Annotated in this window: 16 protein-coding genes; 8 read left to right on the top strand and 8 right to left on the bottom strand. The window is 49.1% G+C overall.

What is annotated here, in order from left to right; all coding sequences use genetic code 11:
* Window positions 1–148: 148 nt before the first annotated feature.
* Both ACJJH9_RS16410 and ydiJ read right to left on the bottom strand, forming a co-directional pair.
* Window positions 149–901 carry a tetratricopeptide repeat protein gene (locus ACJJH9_RS16410; protein ID WP_444883790.1) on the bottom strand — a complete coding sequence of 251 codons (753 nt, stop codon included), beginning with the start codon at window positions 899–901 and terminating at the stop codon, window positions 149–151.
* Window positions 902–969: 68 nt separating this feature from the next.
* A complete protein-coding gene (gene ydiJ / locus ACJJH9_RS16405) occupies window positions 970–4,008 on the bottom strand; it encodes a D-2-hydroxyglutarate dehydrogenase YdiJ (protein ID WP_444923400.1) in 3,039 nt (1,012 codons plus the stop codon).
* Between the two features lie 242 nt (window positions 4,009–4,250).
* On the opposite strand from ydiJ, the gene ACJJH9_RS16400 reads away from it, so the two are divergent.
* The 3 genes from ACJJH9_RS16400 to ACJJH9_RS16390 are packed head-to-tail and all read left to right on the top strand — an operon-like array spanning window position 4,251 to window position 7,632.
* On the top strand, window positions 4,251–5,213 hold the full coding sequence (locus ACJJH9_RS16400) for a YbgA family protein (protein WP_444908721.1): 963 nt from the start codon (window positions 4,251–4,253) through the stop codon (window positions 5,211–5,213).
* Window positions 5,214–5,221: 8 nt separating this feature from the next.
* Window positions 5,222–6,157: a MerR family transcriptional regulator gene (locus ACJJH9_RS16395; protein ID WP_444923399.1), complete on the top strand. Its 936-nt coding sequence runs from the start codon at window positions 5,222–5,224 to the stop codon at window positions 6,155–6,157.
* Entirely contained in the window at window positions 6,154–7,632 is a 1,479-nt protein-coding gene (locus ACJJH9_RS16390; RefSeq protein WP_444923398.1) for a cryptochrome/photolyase family protein, read from the top strand. Before ACJJH9_RS16395 ends, ACJJH9_RS16390 begins: the two co-directional genes overlap by 4 nt.
* 95 nt (window positions 7,633–7,727) lie before the next feature.
* On the opposite strand, the gene ACJJH9_RS16385 is transcribed toward ACJJH9_RS16390, so the two are convergent.
* A complete protein-coding gene (locus ACJJH9_RS16385) occupies window positions 7,728–7,925 on the bottom strand; it encodes a CPXCG motif-containing cysteine-rich protein (protein WP_444883795.1) in 198 nt (65 codons plus the stop codon).
* 320 nt (window positions 7,926–8,245) lie between these two features.
* Between ACJJH9_RS16385 and ACJJH9_RS16380 the strand changes: the two genes are divergently transcribed.
* Window positions 8,246–8,686, top strand: a complete 441-nt coding sequence (locus ACJJH9_RS16380) for a YqaA family protein (RefSeq protein ID WP_444883796.1) — start codon at window positions 8,246–8,248, stop codon at window positions 8,684–8,686.
* Window positions 8,687–8,838: 152 nt separating this feature from the next.
* On the opposite strand, the gene ACJJH9_RS16375 is transcribed toward ACJJH9_RS16380, so the two are convergent.
* The 4 genes from ACJJH9_RS16375 to ACJJH9_RS16360 are packed head-to-tail and all read right to left on the bottom strand — an operon-like array spanning window position 8,839 to window position 11,976.
* Entirely contained in the window at window positions 8,839–9,165 is a 327-nt protein-coding gene (locus tag ACJJH9_RS16375; protein ID WP_252084607.1) for a hypothetical protein, read from the bottom strand.
* Window positions 9,166–9,212: 47 nt separating this feature from the next.
* Entirely contained in the window at window positions 9,213–10,145 is a 933-nt protein-coding gene (locus ACJJH9_RS16370; RefSeq protein WP_444923397.1) for a DUF4124 domain-containing protein, read from the bottom strand.
* Window positions 10,146–10,204: 59 nt separating this feature from the next.
* Window positions 10,205–10,927, bottom strand: coding sequence for an aspartate/glutamate racemase family protein (locus tag ACJJH9_RS16365; protein WP_444923396.1), 723 nt, complete (start codon window positions 10,925–10,927; stop codon window positions 10,205–10,207).
* Between the two features lie 29 nt (window positions 10,928–10,956).
* Entirely contained in the window at window positions 10,957–11,976 is a 1,020-nt protein-coding gene (locus tag ACJJH9_RS16360) for a S41 family peptidase (protein WP_444923395.1), read from the bottom strand.
* Window positions 11,977–12,479: 503 nt separating this feature from the next.
* Here ACJJH9_RS16360 and ACJJH9_RS16355 point away from each other — a divergent pair.
* The 4 genes from ACJJH9_RS16355 to ACJJH9_RS16340 all read left to right on the top strand — a co-directional run bounded on the left by ACJJH9_RS16355 (window position 12,480) and on the right by ACJJH9_RS16340 (window position 16,461).
* Window positions 12,480–13,688, top strand: coding sequence for a pyridoxal phosphate-dependent aminotransferase (locus ACJJH9_RS16355; protein ID WP_444899052.1), 1,209 nt, complete (start codon window positions 12,480–12,482; stop codon window positions 13,686–13,688).
* A 134-nt stretch (window positions 13,689–13,822) separates the two neighbouring features.
* On the top strand, window positions 13,823–14,299 hold the full coding sequence (locus ACJJH9_RS16350; RefSeq protein WP_226644702.1) for an Lrp/AsnC family transcriptional regulator: 477 nt from the start codon (window positions 13,823–13,825) through the stop codon (window positions 14,297–14,299).
* Between the two features lie 641 nt (window positions 14,300–14,940).
* Window positions 14,941–15,345, top strand: a complete 405-nt coding sequence (locus ACJJH9_RS16345; protein WP_444888048.1) for a DUF4345 family protein — start codon at window positions 14,941–14,943, stop codon at window positions 15,343–15,345.
* Between the two features lie 162 nt (window positions 15,346–15,507).
* Window positions 15,508–16,461: an AEC family transporter gene (locus ACJJH9_RS16340; protein ID WP_444923394.1), complete on the top strand. Its 954-nt coding sequence runs from the start codon at window positions 15,508–15,510 to the stop codon at window positions 16,459–16,461.
* A gap of 18 nt (window positions 16,462–16,479) precedes the next feature.
* Here the strand turns inward: ACJJH9_RS16340 and ACJJH9_RS16335 are convergent, their stop codons facing one another.
* Window positions 16,480–17,322, bottom strand: a complete 843-nt coding sequence (locus ACJJH9_RS16335; protein WP_444923393.1) for a sterol desaturase family protein — start codon at window positions 17,320–17,322, stop codon at window positions 16,480–16,482.
* Between the last annotated feature and the right edge of the window lie 137 nt (window positions 17,323–17,459).

Raw genomic sequence — 17,459 nt, 5'->3', positions numbered from 1 at the left:
ATTCAGATGAGAAAAGTAAAAAATTTCCCTGAAACTATTTGTGACTGCCCCACCAAATTAGTCTGAATTGAAGAAAAAACGTGGTTTAACGCAGCAAAACGGCTTCGTCGATTCATTTTCTGGCAAAGAATTTGGGGAAAAGTGAGGGCTAAAGGGTGGTTCCCCGGTTCTGCTGTACCGGTTCTACCTGCTGGCGAAGCGCAGCCAAATAGTCACTATCCTCTTTTAGGTCGGGTAATTTGTGCTGTAAATCCAGTTCTACAGCTTTCTCCAGCCAACGAATGGCCTCTTCAAGATTTCCTTGCCACTCACATACCTGCCCAAGATTGAAATAAGTAATAGAAAGGTTGTGCCATTCCTCCTGATTGAGCAGACCTTCCAGGGCACTTTTATAGAGGAGATAAGCAGTGCTGAGGAGGTGTTCACGTTGCGTGGCCAACTCTTCGCTGGCAGCTTGGCGGTGGTAAGTGTGTGCCAGGGCAGAGCGCACTCTTGCGCTGGAGTGAGGTAGTTGTGCACCTGAATCCAGGTAGCGCAGAACTGATTGAAACTGGGCCCGCGCCAGCGGGTAGAGATCTGGCCTCGATTTGGCCCCCAAGGCATTTAGTACTATGCCGTAGCGGTAGCGCAGGGTGTGCTGCTGGGAGGGATAGGCGCCGAGAGCGGAAATGGCTTTTTCATAGAGTGGCAAGGCATCGCCAAAATTACCCTCGCGGGCGAGTGCCTCCGCTTCGTTGACCCAGTGGATCGCCCCCAGGGTTTCTCCCCCGTGAGATTGAGCGCTGTGAGTCTGGGTATTGTTGGGGAGAACGTCCGAAATAAGGGAGACTGCCGCTAATAGTGCGGTTAGGCAGAAAAGTGCATAAAAAAATATGTATAAATGAGGCAGTGGTTTATGCATAGGGATTTTCGCGCTTGGCCCGATGACGTATGGGGCCATAGTTACGGCCCTCATACGTCAGTAAATCCCTAGTTATCGAGTTGTGCCAGTAATCCCTGCAGAGGATGGCGCAGACTAACACCTGCAAAGCGGCTGGCTTGGCAGCGGCAGGAGTATCCGGTGGCGAGTTGGTTGTGCTCCCCACCATTGAGTTTGGGAGCCCAGGATTGCTGGAAGATCACCCGCGATGTTTCCTTATGCGCGGTCTCGTGGCCATAGGTCCCAGCCATACCACAGCAGCCGAGATTTTCACTCTGCAGCTCCAGGCCCAGGGCGGCGAATACCGTTTGCCAATCCTTGAGTGAGGCGGCGGCATTGGTTTGCTCGGTGCAGTGCGGCAGTAGTTGAAAGCTGCCAGGTTTTACCCGAGCGCGCTGTTGCTGCAGGTGATCTTCTTGTTGAACCAGCCATTCTTGTAACAAATGTACTTTCGGAGCGCGTTCCCCTAGGAGTTTCTTGTATTCAGAGCGATAGGTAAGGGTCATGGAGGGATCAATGCCCACCAGGGGGATGCCGCTCTCCGCCAGGTTGTTAAGCATCTCACTATTGCCTTCGGCAATTCGTTGGAACTGGCGTAAAAAACCATGAACGTGGAGGGGTTTGCCGTTGGCCCGATAGGGAGCGAGAATCGGCACAAAGTCCAATTGTTTGAGCAGGCGCAAAATATCCGCTACCACTTCGGCATCAAAATAGCTGGTGAAGGCATCCTGCACAATGATGACCGCGCGGCTGCGCTGGGAGGGCCCCAGAGTATCCAGGCAGGCTTTTGTAGCGGTGGGTACTCCCAGTTCTCTCATGCTGGTTTGCAGGGTTTTTTGTGAGAGCTGTGGGCTATCCACCATGCCGAAAACACGCTCCATCAAAAAAGATACAGGCTTCAGCTTTAGCGGCCAGTTGTACAATTGCGGTAGTCTGGCTAGATGCGGCATCAGGAATTCCAGTCCGCCCACGGCGTAATCCTTTAGCGGGCGTAGGTAGCGGCTGTAATAAAGCTCCAAAAACTTGCTGCGAAATTCCGGTACATCCACGCGAATAGGGCATTGCCCTACACAGGATTTACAGGCTAGGCAGCCCTGCATGGCTTCATTGACTTCGTGGTTGAAGTCGTACTCGCCGCGGGTTTTTGCCAGGGTATTTACGATGCGTTTGGGCAGGCCGACAAAAAAAGAGCGCTCGCGGTATTTACGCGCGCTGGCTACTGCGTCTACATCGTGTTTACTCAATAGACGCAACCATTCTCGCATCAGCGAGGCACGCCCTTTGGGGGAATGGATCCGGTTGCGCGTGGCCTTGTAGGAAGGGCACATGGCATCGTCTGGATTCCAATTAAAACAGGCACCGTTGCCGTTGCAGTGCACACCCTCGTCGTATCCCTCCCATACTTGCGCGGGAATTTGTCGATCGTGTTCACCGCGGGTGCTCACCACATCAATTTTCAGCAGGCTGGCGCTGTCATCGGGTGTGGCAATTTTGCCGGGATTTAATTGATTGCGTGGATCGAAAGCGGATTTAATTTTCTGCAGCTCGGGATACAGCTCGCCGAAAAATTCCGGGGCATATTCGGAACGAACACCTTTGCCGTGTTCTCCCCACAGCAGCCCTTTATATTTTTGTGTCAGTGCCACCACCCGGTCGGTGATTGGGCGAATTTGTGCGGCCTGTTGGGGATCTTTCATATCAATTGCCGGGCGTACATGTAATACGCCGGCATCCACATGGCCGAACATACCGTAGTCGAGGCCGGCCTCATCCAGCACTGCGCGGAATTCGGCAATAAAATCGGCCAGGTTTTCTGGTGGTACGGCAGTATCTTCTACAAAGGGAATCGGGCGCTTTTCCCCCTGGGCGTTGCCCAGCAAACCCACTGCGCGTTTGCGCATGGCCCAGATACGATTCACCTCGGCGTGGCCGCGGGCGATAGAATAGCCGAAGCTCTTGCCTGGCTGGCCAATGGCAGCCTCGATATGTGCAATAAATTGCTGCAGAGCTTTTTCCAGTTCCTCCTCGGTATCTGCAGCGTACTCCACCAGGTTGATACCCTTGACCGGGCGATCCTCTGCGGGAAAAAATTCACTGACGCTGTGCCAGACGATATCTTCCATGGCCAGCTGCAGTACTTTGCTGTCCACTGTTTCGATCGACATGGGGCCTGCGCCCATTAGGTCCTTGGCATCGCGCAGCGCTTCCTGGAAGTGGTCGTATTTTAAATTGACCAGAGCCACACTCTTGGGAATGGGCAGCAGATTGAGTTTGGCTTCTGCAATAAACCCGAGGGTGCCTTCGGAACCGCACAATACGCTGTTGAGATTAAAGCGATTGCCTTCACGAATATGGGCCAGGTCGTAGCCGGTGAGGCAGCGATTGAGCTTGGGGAATTTCTGCTCGATGAGTTCGGCTTTTTCCCTGGCAATCTTGTCACAGGTTTTATGCACCTCTGCGACGCGGCTATTTTCAGCGCATATTTCTTGCAGCTGAGTGTCCCCTATAGCGGTGGAGTGCCACAGCTCCCCCCCCATTAACACTGTGTGCAATTCCAACACGTGATCGCGGGTTTTGCCGTAAACACAGGATCCCTGGCCTGAGGCATCCGTATTGATCATGCCACCGATGGTAGCGCGGTTGCTGGTAGAAAGTTCTGGCGCAAAAAACAGGCCGTGGGGTTTAAGTGCGGCATTCAACTGGTCTTTGACCACGCCAGCCTGTACGCGAACCCAGCGCTCTTCCACATTGATCTCAAGGATCTGGTTCATATGGCGGGAGATATCCACCACCAGCCCATCGGTAAGCGATTGGCCGTTAGTACCGGTGCCACCGCCTCTGGGTGAGAGCACTACGGAGTGGAACTCCTCCCGTTCGGCCAGTTCCGCCAGTAGTTGCAGGTCGCGGTGATTGCGTGGGTACACCACTGCCTGAGGTAGAACCTGGTAAATAGAGTTATCGGTCGCTAAAACGGTGCGGCTGGCGTAACTGGGTGTGGTGCCACCGCGGAAACCCGCGTCTGCAAGCTCCTGCAAAAACTGCAAATAGAGCGCCTGAACCTCGTCGACTTCGCGCAATGCTGGAATCATGAGCTAATCCGTACTTTCGGGGAGGAGGAGGCCGCAAATTGCCGGGGTAGCTGGTGAGATAAAGAATCACAGCCCTGCCGCTCGGTAAAAATGCGGCCCTGCATTGTAGCTATGGTGTGTATGGGCGCAAGCGGCCATAGAGACTTGATTACTTTCCAAAAGTTGTACAAAGCTATCTCTTGTACAACTAGTTGTGAGAGTCTATAAAAGAAGAACGTGAACCGATTCTGTGCAGCAAAACTATGCATATACAGCTCTTGTCTCAAAAAATTCCGGTGGGCATTAGCCGCTGCGCCGTGGGTGATCCGGTGCGTTACAACGGCAGCCACAAGCACAGTAAAGTCTGCACCCAACTGCTGGGCAATTGTTTTGAGTTACAGGCTTACTGCCCCGAGGTTGCCATTGGCATGGGCGTGCCCAGACCGCCTATTCACCTTATTGTGAGTGACCGGTTGCGTGCGGTTGGCCGGGAAGACCCCAACTTAGATGTTACCGAGGCTCTAGAGGGCTACGCGGATACGATTGTCCCTGAAGTGGAGAATCTGCGTGGTTTTATTCTGATGCAGAAATCTCCCAGCTGTGGAGTGCGAACCACTCCCCACTATAAAGAAGATGGTACCGGGGTGCTGGCGCACGACTCCGGCTTATTCGCGGCACGCCTGCGCCAGCATTTTCCCCACTTGCCGATGGAAGAAGTGGGGCGGCTCAATGCCAGCGATTTGCGCGAGAATTTCCTCACCCGTGTTTTTGCTTACGACGCCTGGCATCGCTATGTGGCCACCGACCTGCGCCCAGCCAGGGTCATTGAATTTTACACCGCTTATAAATATCTACTGTTGGCGCACAGTCAGCCAATGACCCGTGCATTGGGTCAGTTTGTTTCTAACTCGCGCGCATTGCCGGTAGAGGAGTTTGCCTATGAGGTGAGAGGTAAAATAATGGAGATTCTCAGCCAGTTGGCCAGCCGAAAGGACCGCACTAACGCTCTGATGCACAGCCAGGGCCACCTGAAGAGCTACCTGAGCAAAGAGGAGAGAGCCGAACTGGCGCTACTTATTGACGAATATCGTCAGGGTAATAAGCCTCTGTCGGCAGTGCTTACCATGTTGCGCCATTATTTACCGCGCACTCCTCACCAGTTTATCCACAGCCAGGTGTTGCTCGCCGCTGAGCCGGCAGAGCTGGGTCTATGTGAATTTCGCTGAGAATTGTGATGGTTGAGATTGCCCCCCCTACTGAAGCCAGCTTACCAATTCGTGAGGTAGCGCGTCGTACCGGCGTGCACCCTGTCACCCTTCGAGCCTGGGAGCGGCGCTACGGCCTGTTAACACCGGCCAGAACCAGCAAGGGGCACCGACTTTATAGTGAAGAAGAGGTCAGGCGTATCGAAGAGGTACTGGCCTGCCTGGCCCGAGGTGTAGCTATTGGACAGGTGCGGGAATTATTGGCACGTGGTCCATCCTCCCTGTCTGCCAAAGAGAGAGAGGCAAACACTGCAGGTGGTTGGCGTGAGATGATCGATGAAGCCTTAAACTTGTCACAAAACTTTGACGAGCGAAAGCTTCGCCAGCAACTGGACCACTGGATTTCGACCTTACCGGCATCACTATTACTCGATCATTGGCTCAAGCCGCTGCATACCGAGTTGGCTAGGTTGAGGCGATCGCAAGCCACGCAAGGTTTCTTTTGGCAGCTGGTTAATGAACAGTTGTTATTGGCCAACGGCATAGCTCGGAGAAATTTAAATAAAGATCGTTTGGCTTGCGAGAGTCGAGTCCTATTGCTGGATTTCCCCGGTGAAGATCAGCGGGCCTTTGTGCAATTATTTTGCGCCACACTTTTGGCTGCCGGTATTGGCGTAGTGGTTTTGGATTATCGGGCCGTTCTGCCGGGGCTTACTGAAAATATGAGAAAGCTGGATGTGCATGCGCTGCTCTGGTACAGCCATCGGGCACTGCCAAAACCCTTACTTGAGGAGGAATTACCACGTTCATTTCAGGAGCTAAGCAAGCCTTTAAGGCTTGTGGGGGATTTCGTAGAGTTACAGTCTGCCAGCTTGGATAACCTAAAGAAAATACCGATAATATCAGTATTATCAGGCACTACAGACTTCGTGGTAACGCAACTGCGGGAGCAGCTGAAGCGATGAGCCGACAAATATCAATACAGCGGGGCCTAGTCTGGTTCCGCAGCGATTTGCGTATACAGGATAATTCGGCGCTGTATCATGCCAGTACTCGATGCGAACAATTGGCCGCAATTTTTATCGCCTGCCCAGAAACCTGGAAAAACCACGATGAAGGCGATGTACTGGTTTCTTTTCGTGTGGCCTGCTTGCAGAAACTCCAAGGGCAGTTGCAAATTCGCAATATTCCCCTGTACTTCCTCGAAGTCCCTGAGTTTTCTCTGGTTCCGGAGGCGCTGCAGCAAATTATTCAGCGCCTGAAAGTAGAGGCATTGTTTGCCAATGCTGAGTATCCTCTGAATGAGCTGCGTCGAGACAATGCCGTTCGAGAAAAACTGCTGGAACACAATGTTTCGGTTGAATACTACAGTGACCGCACCTTATTACCGCCAGGAGCAGTGAGAACGGCGAGTGGTGATCCCTACAAAGTGTTTACCCCTTTCAAGCGTGCCCTAATCCAGTTATGTGCAGGGAGCGAGGTTAAGCCCTTGCCCACTCCCAGGAAAATACCACCTTCTGCCAATAGCGAACATTGGCCGAAGTGGTTCGCAGTGGATGTAAAAGGAAGTCGAAAACTAACGCAGAAAATACCTAACCAGTTATTGGGCTACTCGCTCAATATTGATGGATCAGGTAGGGTTAAAGGTTGGGAGAGTGGTGAGCAAGCTGCGCAAAAGTGCTTGAAAGTTTTTGCCAAAATTATTGATCAATATCAGGCCGAACGAGATTTTCCAGCGAAAGATAGTACCTCCCGCCTTTCCCCTTATTTAAATAGTGGAGCTATTTCTATTCGCCAGTGCGTCAAGATGGCCCTCAGCCAGAATAAAGGCCTTTGGCAGGGTAGAGATGAAGGGATTGCCTGCTGGATCAGCGAACTTATCTGGCGGGAATTCTATACACATTTACTGACTGACTTTCCCCGCTTGAGTATGGGCAGGCCATTTAAAGAGGAAACAGAACAAATTCCTTGGCGCTATGATGAAGGATTATTTTCCCTTTGGGCAAGTGGCGAAACCGGAGTGCCTATTGTCGATGCTGCAATGCGCCAGCTAAATGAAACCGGCTGGATGCACAACCGCTTACGAATGATTGTCGCCTCGTTCTTGAGTAAAAATATGCTGATCGACTGGCGTTGGGGTGAACGCTATTTTATGCAGCACTTGATTGATGGTGACTTTGCCTCAAACAATGGCGGTTGGCAATGGGCCGCCTCAACCGGTACGGATGCAGCACCTTATTTCCGGGTATTTAACCCTTATAGCCAGTCGCAGAAGTTCGATCCTAACGGAGAGTTTATTCGACATTATGTGCCGGAAATTTCCTCACTAAGTAATAAGGAGATTCATGAGCCCCCAATGATTGAAGGGTATCCCCAAGTGATTTGTGATGTGAGTGCCGGGCGCAAGCGAGCGATAGAGGTATTTGCCAACCTTAAATAACCATGTTCAGAGGCAGGTTGGTAGGCAGAGATAAGTTTTGTAGAGCAGGTACTCTAGATAAATAGAAGAGAACTATGTCGACTATTTGATAGTATTCAAAACGACTCATCCTCCCTGTATAAATTGATAGAAATAGAGCCCTCTAGGTCAGCGGTAACGTGAAAAACTATGGGCTTACAGCAGACCTGGCAGTCTTCTATATATTCTTGCGGAAGTACAGAAATATCAATGAGTGTACTAAAGTGTTCGCCGCAGTAGGGACATTGAATAGTTTCTTCTAGGATTGGGTTCATGCTGAAGTAAAGCCTATCTAATTCGAGATTTTTGAATTTTAGGTTAAAGCCTACGTAAAATGCCAGAATGATTTTATTTCTAGTTGAATGTCTGGAGTGATATTTTGAAATTCTATCTTTCTGTAATTCTTGCTAATAAGTTAGCTAGGAAATTGGTAGTGTTGGGGAGTTGAGGTATGTGATTGCTCAAGGGGAGTATATTTATTTTCTTGAGTATGGGTGTTGACAGTTTTAGGGGTTAATGAAATGGTAAGATAGTAAATTTTTTTGCATAAACCCTATAGGTTTCTTATGGTTTTCCTGGAGGATGTTTTTGTTAAATGGGGAGTTTGGTCGAATTAGGCTTTGTCGGTCTTTTTGTTTCAGCATTTCTAGCGGCAACAATCTTGCCAGTAAGTTCGGAGATCGTATTAACCACTCTGCTGATCAATGGTTTTTCTCCAGTTGCATTGGTGACTGTTGCAACAATTGGTAATGTGGCCGGTTCATTGGTGAATTATGCTCTTGGCTATTGGGCAAGTTTGGGTATTATAAAAAAATGGTTGAGGATGTCAGAAAATGAATTTGTAAAGGCTGAGCAGCGCTTTAAAAAATATGGCCTGATTTCATTAGCTTTTGCTTGGGTTCCAGTTGTCGGAGATCCATTAACCGTTATGGCAGGGGTGTTAAGAATACGATTGTTATGGTTTTTGATTTTGGTGACGGCAGGTAAGCTTTTGCGCTATGTAGTTGTTAGTTATATGGTGTTGCAGGTTTCCTGAATTTGGGAGGCTTGACTGTGTTGTTTGCTGAGCTATAAGCGAGTAAATTTCATATAAAATCCATGCGTGTTATATTCTGGCTATATGTACTAAATGGTCGGCCCTCATCAGTTGATGAGGTGCTGAGGGGAAGGCGCCCCCAGCTACTCAAGTCAGCTATTTAGAAAAGAGTCTTTTCCCCTGATTTGATAAAACAGTGAAGCCAGGCCAAAAATAAAGCCTATGGGCGAAGTTATTAGGCTGAGTAATGCAGCAATAATACCGGGAATTTTATAAATTCTAGCCCCGCTTTTTATCTTTCCTCCTATGCTGATAAGTGCAACACACCAGCTTAAAAATAAAATAGCTGGGGCTGCTGCTTTGATAGTAAAGGCTGCCCCCTGACTGTATATATAAATGGCAGTTAATAATATGCCAAACAAAAGTGTTAGCCACCCATTGAATTGAAGGAGCTTGCCTGCGACTCTTAAGTCTTTCATAGTTTAAACAGAATATTTTTTTGTCTAAATTTGCTTAAATATTTGTTTTAAAAGTTGATATGTTTGTCAGTTTCCCCACTTAACCAATTTCTCCAGTTGATTTCCAGGCCTCTGATCCCGCCAATATAGTCTTTATCGACCAGATAATACGAGTGCGTACGATCACCACGCTCCAGCCTATGGACTAAACGAATTACAAAGCTTTTACCGACTGGTGTTGATAATAGAAAGTATAAAAATTGCCCGGCCTGTGCTTGTAAAGGCGCAGTCCCATTTCTTTGTGCATGTCGCCATCTTGTGTTAGGGAGCCTAAGGAATGTACTGATATCCATAAGCCTCTCATGGCGCTTGAGAGGATTTACCCATCTATAATTTTCCCAGTGACTAGTGATGCGCAGTTGCCCGTTCACTTTAGTGAGGGTTTCCATCTGCTCGGCCAAACCTTCATTTAGCCAGGATTGGGCGTAGGGAGTGACAGTATCGGTTATTGCATGACTAACCTCGTGTTTAATAGTGCGGAATGTTCTGGCTCTATCCTCTTGGATGTAAACAATAATTTGGTTATCTTGAGAGAAATATATCCCATAAGAGGCTGATGGTTCTTTTCCCATTCTCTTTCTTAGGTGTTCGTAGTAGGCTTTTTTATCCTTTAGAACCAAGACCTTAACGGGTACCGTTTTATAAAAGTCAAAAAACAGAACGCGATCGTAAAACTCATAGACGAGGTTGACATCTGTAACAATCCTGTTTAATTCCTGATTGCTCAGGTTGGTGTCAATGGCTTCGACAGAAATATCAAATCGAGACCAATCAGACTTGTGCTTTCTAGGCTTAATAACTTCTTGTTTAATATTTTCTATTTTCTTGTCACTGAAGTGGACTTGGCCATTTTCATCGATCCACTTGTAGATATTGGCTGTTGCGTTTAGTGGAATTAGAGACAGAAGAGTAGCTAATACAGCTGGTAGGTGAGGAGTCACTGCTTGAAACTTTTAACTAATTGAGAATTGGTACTATGATTCTTTGACTGACACCTGATTCAAGAGGCTACTATCGCCTCTTTTATCGCGGCCTCAGCTAAAAGGCGGTTAGAGTTTAGCGTTGGTAACACAGAATTACTATCATCGATAATCAATGGTATTTCGGTGCAACCCAGGACAACTGCATCACATCCATCCTGTTTAAGGTTGTTAATAGTGTCTTGGAAGTATTGCACTGTTTCCTGTCGAAATACCCCAGTGACTAACTCTCCCATAATCAGCTGCCCGATCCTTTCAACAGCCTTCTTAGGCGGCCGTAACCAACCTATGTTTGCCGCCTCTAGTTTCGACGGATAAACATCGCTCTCAACTAACCATTGGGTACCGAGTAGCCCCAGCTTTCTGTAGCCCTTGATAGTGGCTTCAGCAATAATACTGTCGGCAATATGTAGCCAGGGTAGGGGGGATCTCTCTGTTACATAGTTAAAGGCTTGGTGAATAGTATTGTCGGGGCAGATCAGAAAGTCGGCCCCCTGGGATTCGAGCTTGTCAGCGGAAGAGAGCATTAGATCGCCAACACTTTGAAGATCATTGGAATCCAAATATTCTACATAACGAGCCAGAGAATGAGTGTGGATGGATATCTCGGGATGAGCATGTTCACCAAGATATTTGCCACTTTCTGTGCAAATTGTCTTATAGCATAGGGCTGCGCCCTCAGAGGAGCAACCAACAAGACCGATGTGTTTTGTTTGATTTAAATTCTTCTTTAAGTTCTTCATTCGAGGAAATCATTCAGGCTGAAGTTGATCTAGTTGCGTCTTTCTTTGTTAGTCAATACTTCTAATTGTTCACTAACTTCCTTGAGTTGTTGTGGATTGTTTGTTGTGTTTTGAATGATATGTAGTGACTTTTGGTAAGCAATATCAAAAGCCTCCTCTTTTGAAGCGATAATATCTGGTAAAACGCCGGTAGCTTCCCAGTTGCTTTTGGTAATTGGATTTACAGCTCTTGCGATAGGAATTGATACCTTGAACTCCTTATCAAGGCTGAGAAATTGTATGGGATGGGCTCCACCTTTGGTGACTTCGCCAATAATTGTGGCTCGTTTAAGATGTTTTAGATAATAAGTAAATGCTTCCGCGGCCGAAAAGGTATCTTTACTGGTTAAGACGAAGACTGGCACTTTGGCTTTTCTTTTGCCATTGAGGGTTTCGAGAGTCCAGAATTCGGTGGTGCTATCTGTTGCTCTCCAGTAAATACTGTTCAGGTGGGTGGGCGTCTCAAAAAGATAACTGCTAATTAGGCGGCCCATATTGCCATCACCACCGCCATTATTTCTAAGATCGAAGATGATGGCATCGGTATCTTCAATCAAGGTCATTACGGCTTCTAGGCGTTTCTTTGAGACTTCGTTGACATGATCAAAGCCCCAGAAATCGATATAGCCAATGTTACCTTCGAGTACTTCAACGCGCGTGAAACCAGAATTTTTCCTGGCCAGTTTACTGAACCAATCTTCTCGCTTCGGTTGTTTATTTGGGATGTTTGGATCGTACCAACGCACACCAAAATGCTTATCGTGTTTTTCCAGTGCCTTAGTAAGTAGATCGGCTGTTTGTTTTGGAGTTTTAATTTTTTTTAGGGCCTCGGAGTGTGCAACTTTTTGCAAGCTTTCACGAATTGAGGGGATATTATCCTGAAGTATATAACGGTTGGAAATCTCAAGCTCAAGGGCATCGATGAGAGACTTTTTTTGCTCTGCTGAGAAGGTGGCGGAGAAGCCGTGCGATGAGATAAGCAAGAATACAACCGCTAGATATTTCTTCATTACAGTAACCCTCTGTTTTCGTTATTCCTTCGAAATCAATATATGGGCCTGGATTGCAGAAAAAAGAGGCCGCCAAAGATAATTTCTGGCACATTTGCCTCAGTTAAGTCGGTAGGGAGGGGTTGACTGGGGGCTTGGCTGTAAGTGACGGATGTATGACTCTTATCTTTTCTTCTGCTGTTGAAATGTGCCTTAAACTGAGCGCCATCTTTGGAGTCTGGATTCGTTTATAGAGCCAGTTTGGAGAATCTGTTTCTGTGTGTGATCGGAGGGAGTAGATGTACTGGCATCTGCCTAATAGGCTATTCGGTCGCCTGCGATAGATATTTTATGACCGGATGATGTCAAATAGTCTATCCCACCTTTATGCATAGACAATGCCTTCAGAATTTTCTGCGGTAATACCCATAGAAACTCCTGAGTAATGCGAAATATGCGGCTATATAGCGGTATAGATTACTTTGATGGTTGCTACCTTAGCAGGCATAAATGGCAGATAAATAGTGAAAAACGTGACAGATTTTACCCCCCAATTCAGCCTTCAAAGCGAGGCTCTGAACTGTGAGGATTCCAATGTCTGGGCGGTCAGTGACCGGGCCCATGATCTTGCCGATAAGGGGGAGGATGTCATTTTCCTCTGTGTGGGGGACCCCAACTTCGATACCCCCGAGCCAATTCTGGATTTTGCCCGCGCTCGCCTGGGTGTCGGGCGGACTCATTACTCGCCTGCCGCCGGTGAGCCGGTGTTGCGCCGAGCTATCGCGGATATCGAGAGTAAGGTATCACCCCACCCCTGCAATCCCGATGATGTTGTGGTGTTTCCCGGCGGTACCAATGCTATCTACGCGGTACTTTCCTGCCTGTTGAACCCTGGTGAGGAGATTGTTATCCCAGAACCGATGTATATCGGTTATGTACCCATTTGTGACAGTCTCAGGCTGTCTGTAAAGCGCGTAGCCTGCCCGGCGGAACAGAATTTTGCTTTCGATGTGGACTCGATCAAAGCGGCAGTCACCGAAGAGACCCGAGTGGTCATGATCAATACCCCAGTCAACCCCACCGGTGCTATGGCAACTCCCGAACAGTTGCGTGAACTGGCTGCCTTTTGCCGTGAGCGCAACATCTGGCTGGTGTCCGATGAAATGTACTCCATGATCACTTTTGCCCGCCGCCATACCTCATTGCGCACAGCAGCAGAGTCTCTGGACAATATTGTGGTGATTGATGGTCTGTCTAAGTCTCATGCCATGAGTGGTTGGCGTCTGGGCTGGGCGGTAGCGCGTGGCCCCCTGGTGGAGCGCCTTGCGGCATTCGCCGGAGCCACTATCTTCGGCTGCCCACAGTTTATCCAGGAAGCTGCGGCTTTTGCCCTGGAGTTCGATACCTATTTCGTGAAACAGATGCGTGACGCCTATGAGCGTCGCCGCAATTTGATCGTTGAGAGAATCGGCAAAATTCCGGGGCTTAGCTGTTACAGCCCGGATGCGGGTATGTTTGTGATGGTCAATGTTTCCGAGTTGGCCAGCTCTGGTCAGGTATTCGCCGAGGCCCTGCTGGAAGCCGAGCGGGTATCAGTATTGCCGGGTACACCTTTTGGTGAAAGTGCGGTGAATCATGTGCGTTTGACGCTAGCGGCCGATGACAGTGAGTTGTCACGCGCTCTGGACCGAATCGAGCGTTTTGTCACCTGCGCTAATCGCCAGGCTAGTTAACCCAAGTGGCGGTAGCCAGCTCTCAGCCTCTCTTGCCGGGGGCTGGCTTTTTCATCTCTGGAGGTTATAGAGTTTCAGCCTCCGGCGATTACCGCTATCCTTGCCCCCTTTCAGATTCAAAAGAAATCAGTTCCGTGAAAATTGACCGGCATAATTTGCGTATTTTGCAGGCTCTGCAAACTAACGCCCGTATTAGCAACCTGAATTTGAGTGAACAAATTGGCTTGTCGGAGAGCGCTTGCCTGGCCAGGGTGAAGCGCCTTACCAGTGAGCGTTATATCCGTGAGTTCCTTGCCGAGATCAATCTGGACAAGGTGCGCCACGCTGAGTTTTATGTGAATGTGGCCCTGAAGCGCCAGGATGCGCGCACCAGTGAAAACTTCCGGCGAATTATCAGTGATATCCCACAGATCGTTTCCTGCGTGAAGATGTCTGGTGAATTCGATTATATGCTGCGCTTTATTTGCCCTGATGCGGCAGACTTCAACCGGGTTTCCGAGCAGTTACTGGCCAATGAGGAGGCCGCTATCTCGCGTATGACTTCGCATTTGGTGATCGAGAAAACCAAGCCTTTTACCGGTTATCCACTGGAGCTTCTCTTCCAGGATTAGGAACAGGCCAGGCAGTGGGCAGGTTTAATGCCACTGCCTGCTCCTTATTTGTGGAGCGGCTTTCGTTTGCACTTTCTGACATGCTGGTCAAAAAGTGATCCTTATTCTTCGACGATACCTACAGCGAATAGAGACTGTTGCCAGCTGGTCAAGAATCCTTTCTCTTGCTTTCCTTGCTGTTTGTTCAATAGCTTGAAGCGCCCCAGCTCAAAGAGTTGAGCATTATTAATAGTTATCCTGCCTAGAGATTGCGGAGAGCTGCTCAGTCTGCGCCATGCGTATGACAATTTTGTTGCGGTAAGCCCTGCCTTCTTGTACAAGCGTGTTAAATGTGGCGTCTCTAGTCGGCCAGATTAATTTCGGGCTGGCCTAGGTGGCGGGTACCCATGCTGTTTTGAGCCGTTTTCTTCGGGGATTCTAATCGGTTGAATTAGCTGTCAGGCGGGTGGTCTGGCTTGATCCTGTGCGGAATTTAAAGAACTTACCTCCCTTTTATGTCCATTTTGTGAGGTTGGTGATCCAATTGAAAGAGTGGCGGCTGTAACCTCATATATACTTTAGACAGGCTTCTGTGCAGCGAAAGTGGTTGGAAAGCTGCTATCCAGAGGCTGGTAATCACCGCTGGTGCAGGGGAGTGGCAGTTGAAATATTTAGGGCGAGTCTACCTGACTCTCAATTTATTGGCTTTTGCGTCTATCGGTCTTGGGGCCCTGTTTAATCCGGAGTCGTTTGCTGCGGCAATCGGGTTTTCATTTACCTCACCTACCGCTGTGCCCGAGTTTCTTGCAACTTACGCCGGCTTTATGTTGGCAATCGCCGTTCTCTTACTGATTGCGTTGGCCATGCGCCCTCACCGCCGTGCCGCCTATGCTTCACTCTCAATCTCTTACATTGGATTCGCGGCTGGCCGTCTCTTTGGCATGTTTTCCAGCGGTAGCTTCGATGAACGCAATTTATTGTTCTTCGCCCTGGAAGTGATCATGGTAATTTGGGGACTCTACTGTTATCGGGAATCTCGTTGGCTTCCCCTGCAACACGGGCATTAATCCAAAACAGCTAAATACTGGGATCGCCCTTAGCTCTGTTCATCGGTGACTTTGGCCTGTGGGCAGTTCTTACTTTTCGCGTTAATACTGAGGGATGTCTGGCCTGTATTCAAAGGCTTTGGCCTGGTGTTTGCTGCATCCTGTCACTGATGGATATGAGTAATGTCTCAATTCCAAAGTTTGGTGGAAGCTCTGGTTATCCTGGTTGCGCTCTGTGCCTGCGCGATTTGGCTACGCAGTCGCAGGGTGATTCTTAGAGAAGAACAAGGAGTATTTGGGCGCCTGGCAACAGACTTTGCGCTGCCCGCAGTAATTTTACATAGCTTGATTAAAGTCCCTTTTTCTTCCCAGGCTCTTCTTCCCGCACTGGCCTTATTTGCTGTGAGTATTGCAATCATGGTGCCTGCGTGGGCAGTGGGTAAATTGATGGGGCTGGGGCGTAAGACCCTCGGCTCGATCGTGTTGGTTGCGGGTTTTGGCGGCTCTTCGACTTTAGGGTTATCGCTGATTCGTCGGATTTTTCACGATAACCCTCTGGTTATGAGAGACAGTGTTCTCATTGGTGAATATGGCGCACTTTTATCTGTATTCACTGTCGGTGTTGCTGTGGCCATTTATTTCGGCCGGGATGAGGGAGAGCAGGTCAATGTTTGGCAGGCCTGTAAGCCTTTCTTTGTATCACCAATTTTTATCACGATGGTTTTAGGCACAATTATTTCCCTATTTGGCCTGCCCCAGGGGAATGTTACTGTGCAGCTGCTGGAGGATATATTACGGATTTCCGGACAATCCTTGATAGTGCTCGTGGCATTTAGTATCGGTCTGGCCCTGCGCCCCATCGCTGTGCGCCAACTGGCGGGCCTGATCCTGGTGGTCGTCCTGTTAAAGCTGGTGGCAGAGCCTATGGTGGCATGGGCTCTGGCAATGCCAATTGAGTTACCGCATATCGAGCGGGAGCTATTGGTTTTACAGGCGGCAATGCCCTCTGGGGCGATCGCCGCCGTACTGGCGAAACGCTATGGATGCGATGGCGGCGTTGCATCCGCAATGGTGGTTGCCACCTCTTTTATCAGTTTGATAACACTACCGTTGACACTTTACTTTGAAAGCCAGTGATTGCACTGCAGCCATTGATCAGGCGGTTATTTTCCCAGAGTTGTCATCGCTGGAGTGCTGTTCCAGCGTGGTAGTTTCCACCTGCTGTCCGCCGTGTAGTTTACCGTCTACAGCCTGGCGGAAAACTTCTTTGTAGTCCTTAAATTCCGTGCCCATTAGGCGGTCCCACCAAGTGAAGTAAAAACCGTAATTGCCCTGAAAACGCTGGTGATGCAGGTCGTGATGAGTTGTGGTGGTCATATTATCGAGCACGCCATCGACCCAGCTGCGTGGGTGGAATTCGCGGCCTGTATGCAGCATGGCGTTGCGGAAAATCATTATGAAAAGGAAGCTAAGCCAGATACTTGGGTGCAACGGTATCGTTAGGGCGATCAGTGGAGAGAAAAGTCCGTTGATAAATATTTCACCGATAGAGAAGCTGTAGGCAGTCCAGGGAGTTGGGGTTCGCGACATATGGTGTAGCTTGTGGAAGTGCTTAAACAGCTTTGGGTGGTGCATTGCCCGATGGGTCCAGTAGAAATAGGCGTCATGCAGGAGAATTACCACAGGCAGGCTCAAGATGCTCCACCAGAGCGGGTAGTCACTCCAGTTCCAATACAGCTTGGCGATCCCCATATCCTGTAGCAAATTTATGCTGATGCCAAAGAGGGTGAAAATACAAACGGTCAGCATGGAGTAGCTGACTTCCCGGCGAATATCCCCCCAGCTAGCACGCCGTTTTTGGATGCGGCGCCGGTTCATCCAGGCGCGAAACAGCCAGCTCGCGCAGATGCTCATCACAGAAGCCGCCAACACATAGCGAAATAGGGTCAGTTTAAAGTGGGTGGTTCCGTAATCAGCCACATCTGCGAAGAAATCCATCTTTTTCACCATCCTTTTTCATCGGCGTTGCTAAAGGGGCAGCGTTGGATATTGAGGATCTATTGGGATTCTAGGTGCTACTCACATGGGGAGCTTTTGCATCAGTGCTTGCAGTCTGGGGGGCTTTGCTGACTGAG

The organism is Microbulbifer mixtoriginis (SeqCode), assembly GCF_052466715.1.
This window is presented reverse-complemented; position numbering and strand designations above follow the sequence as displayed.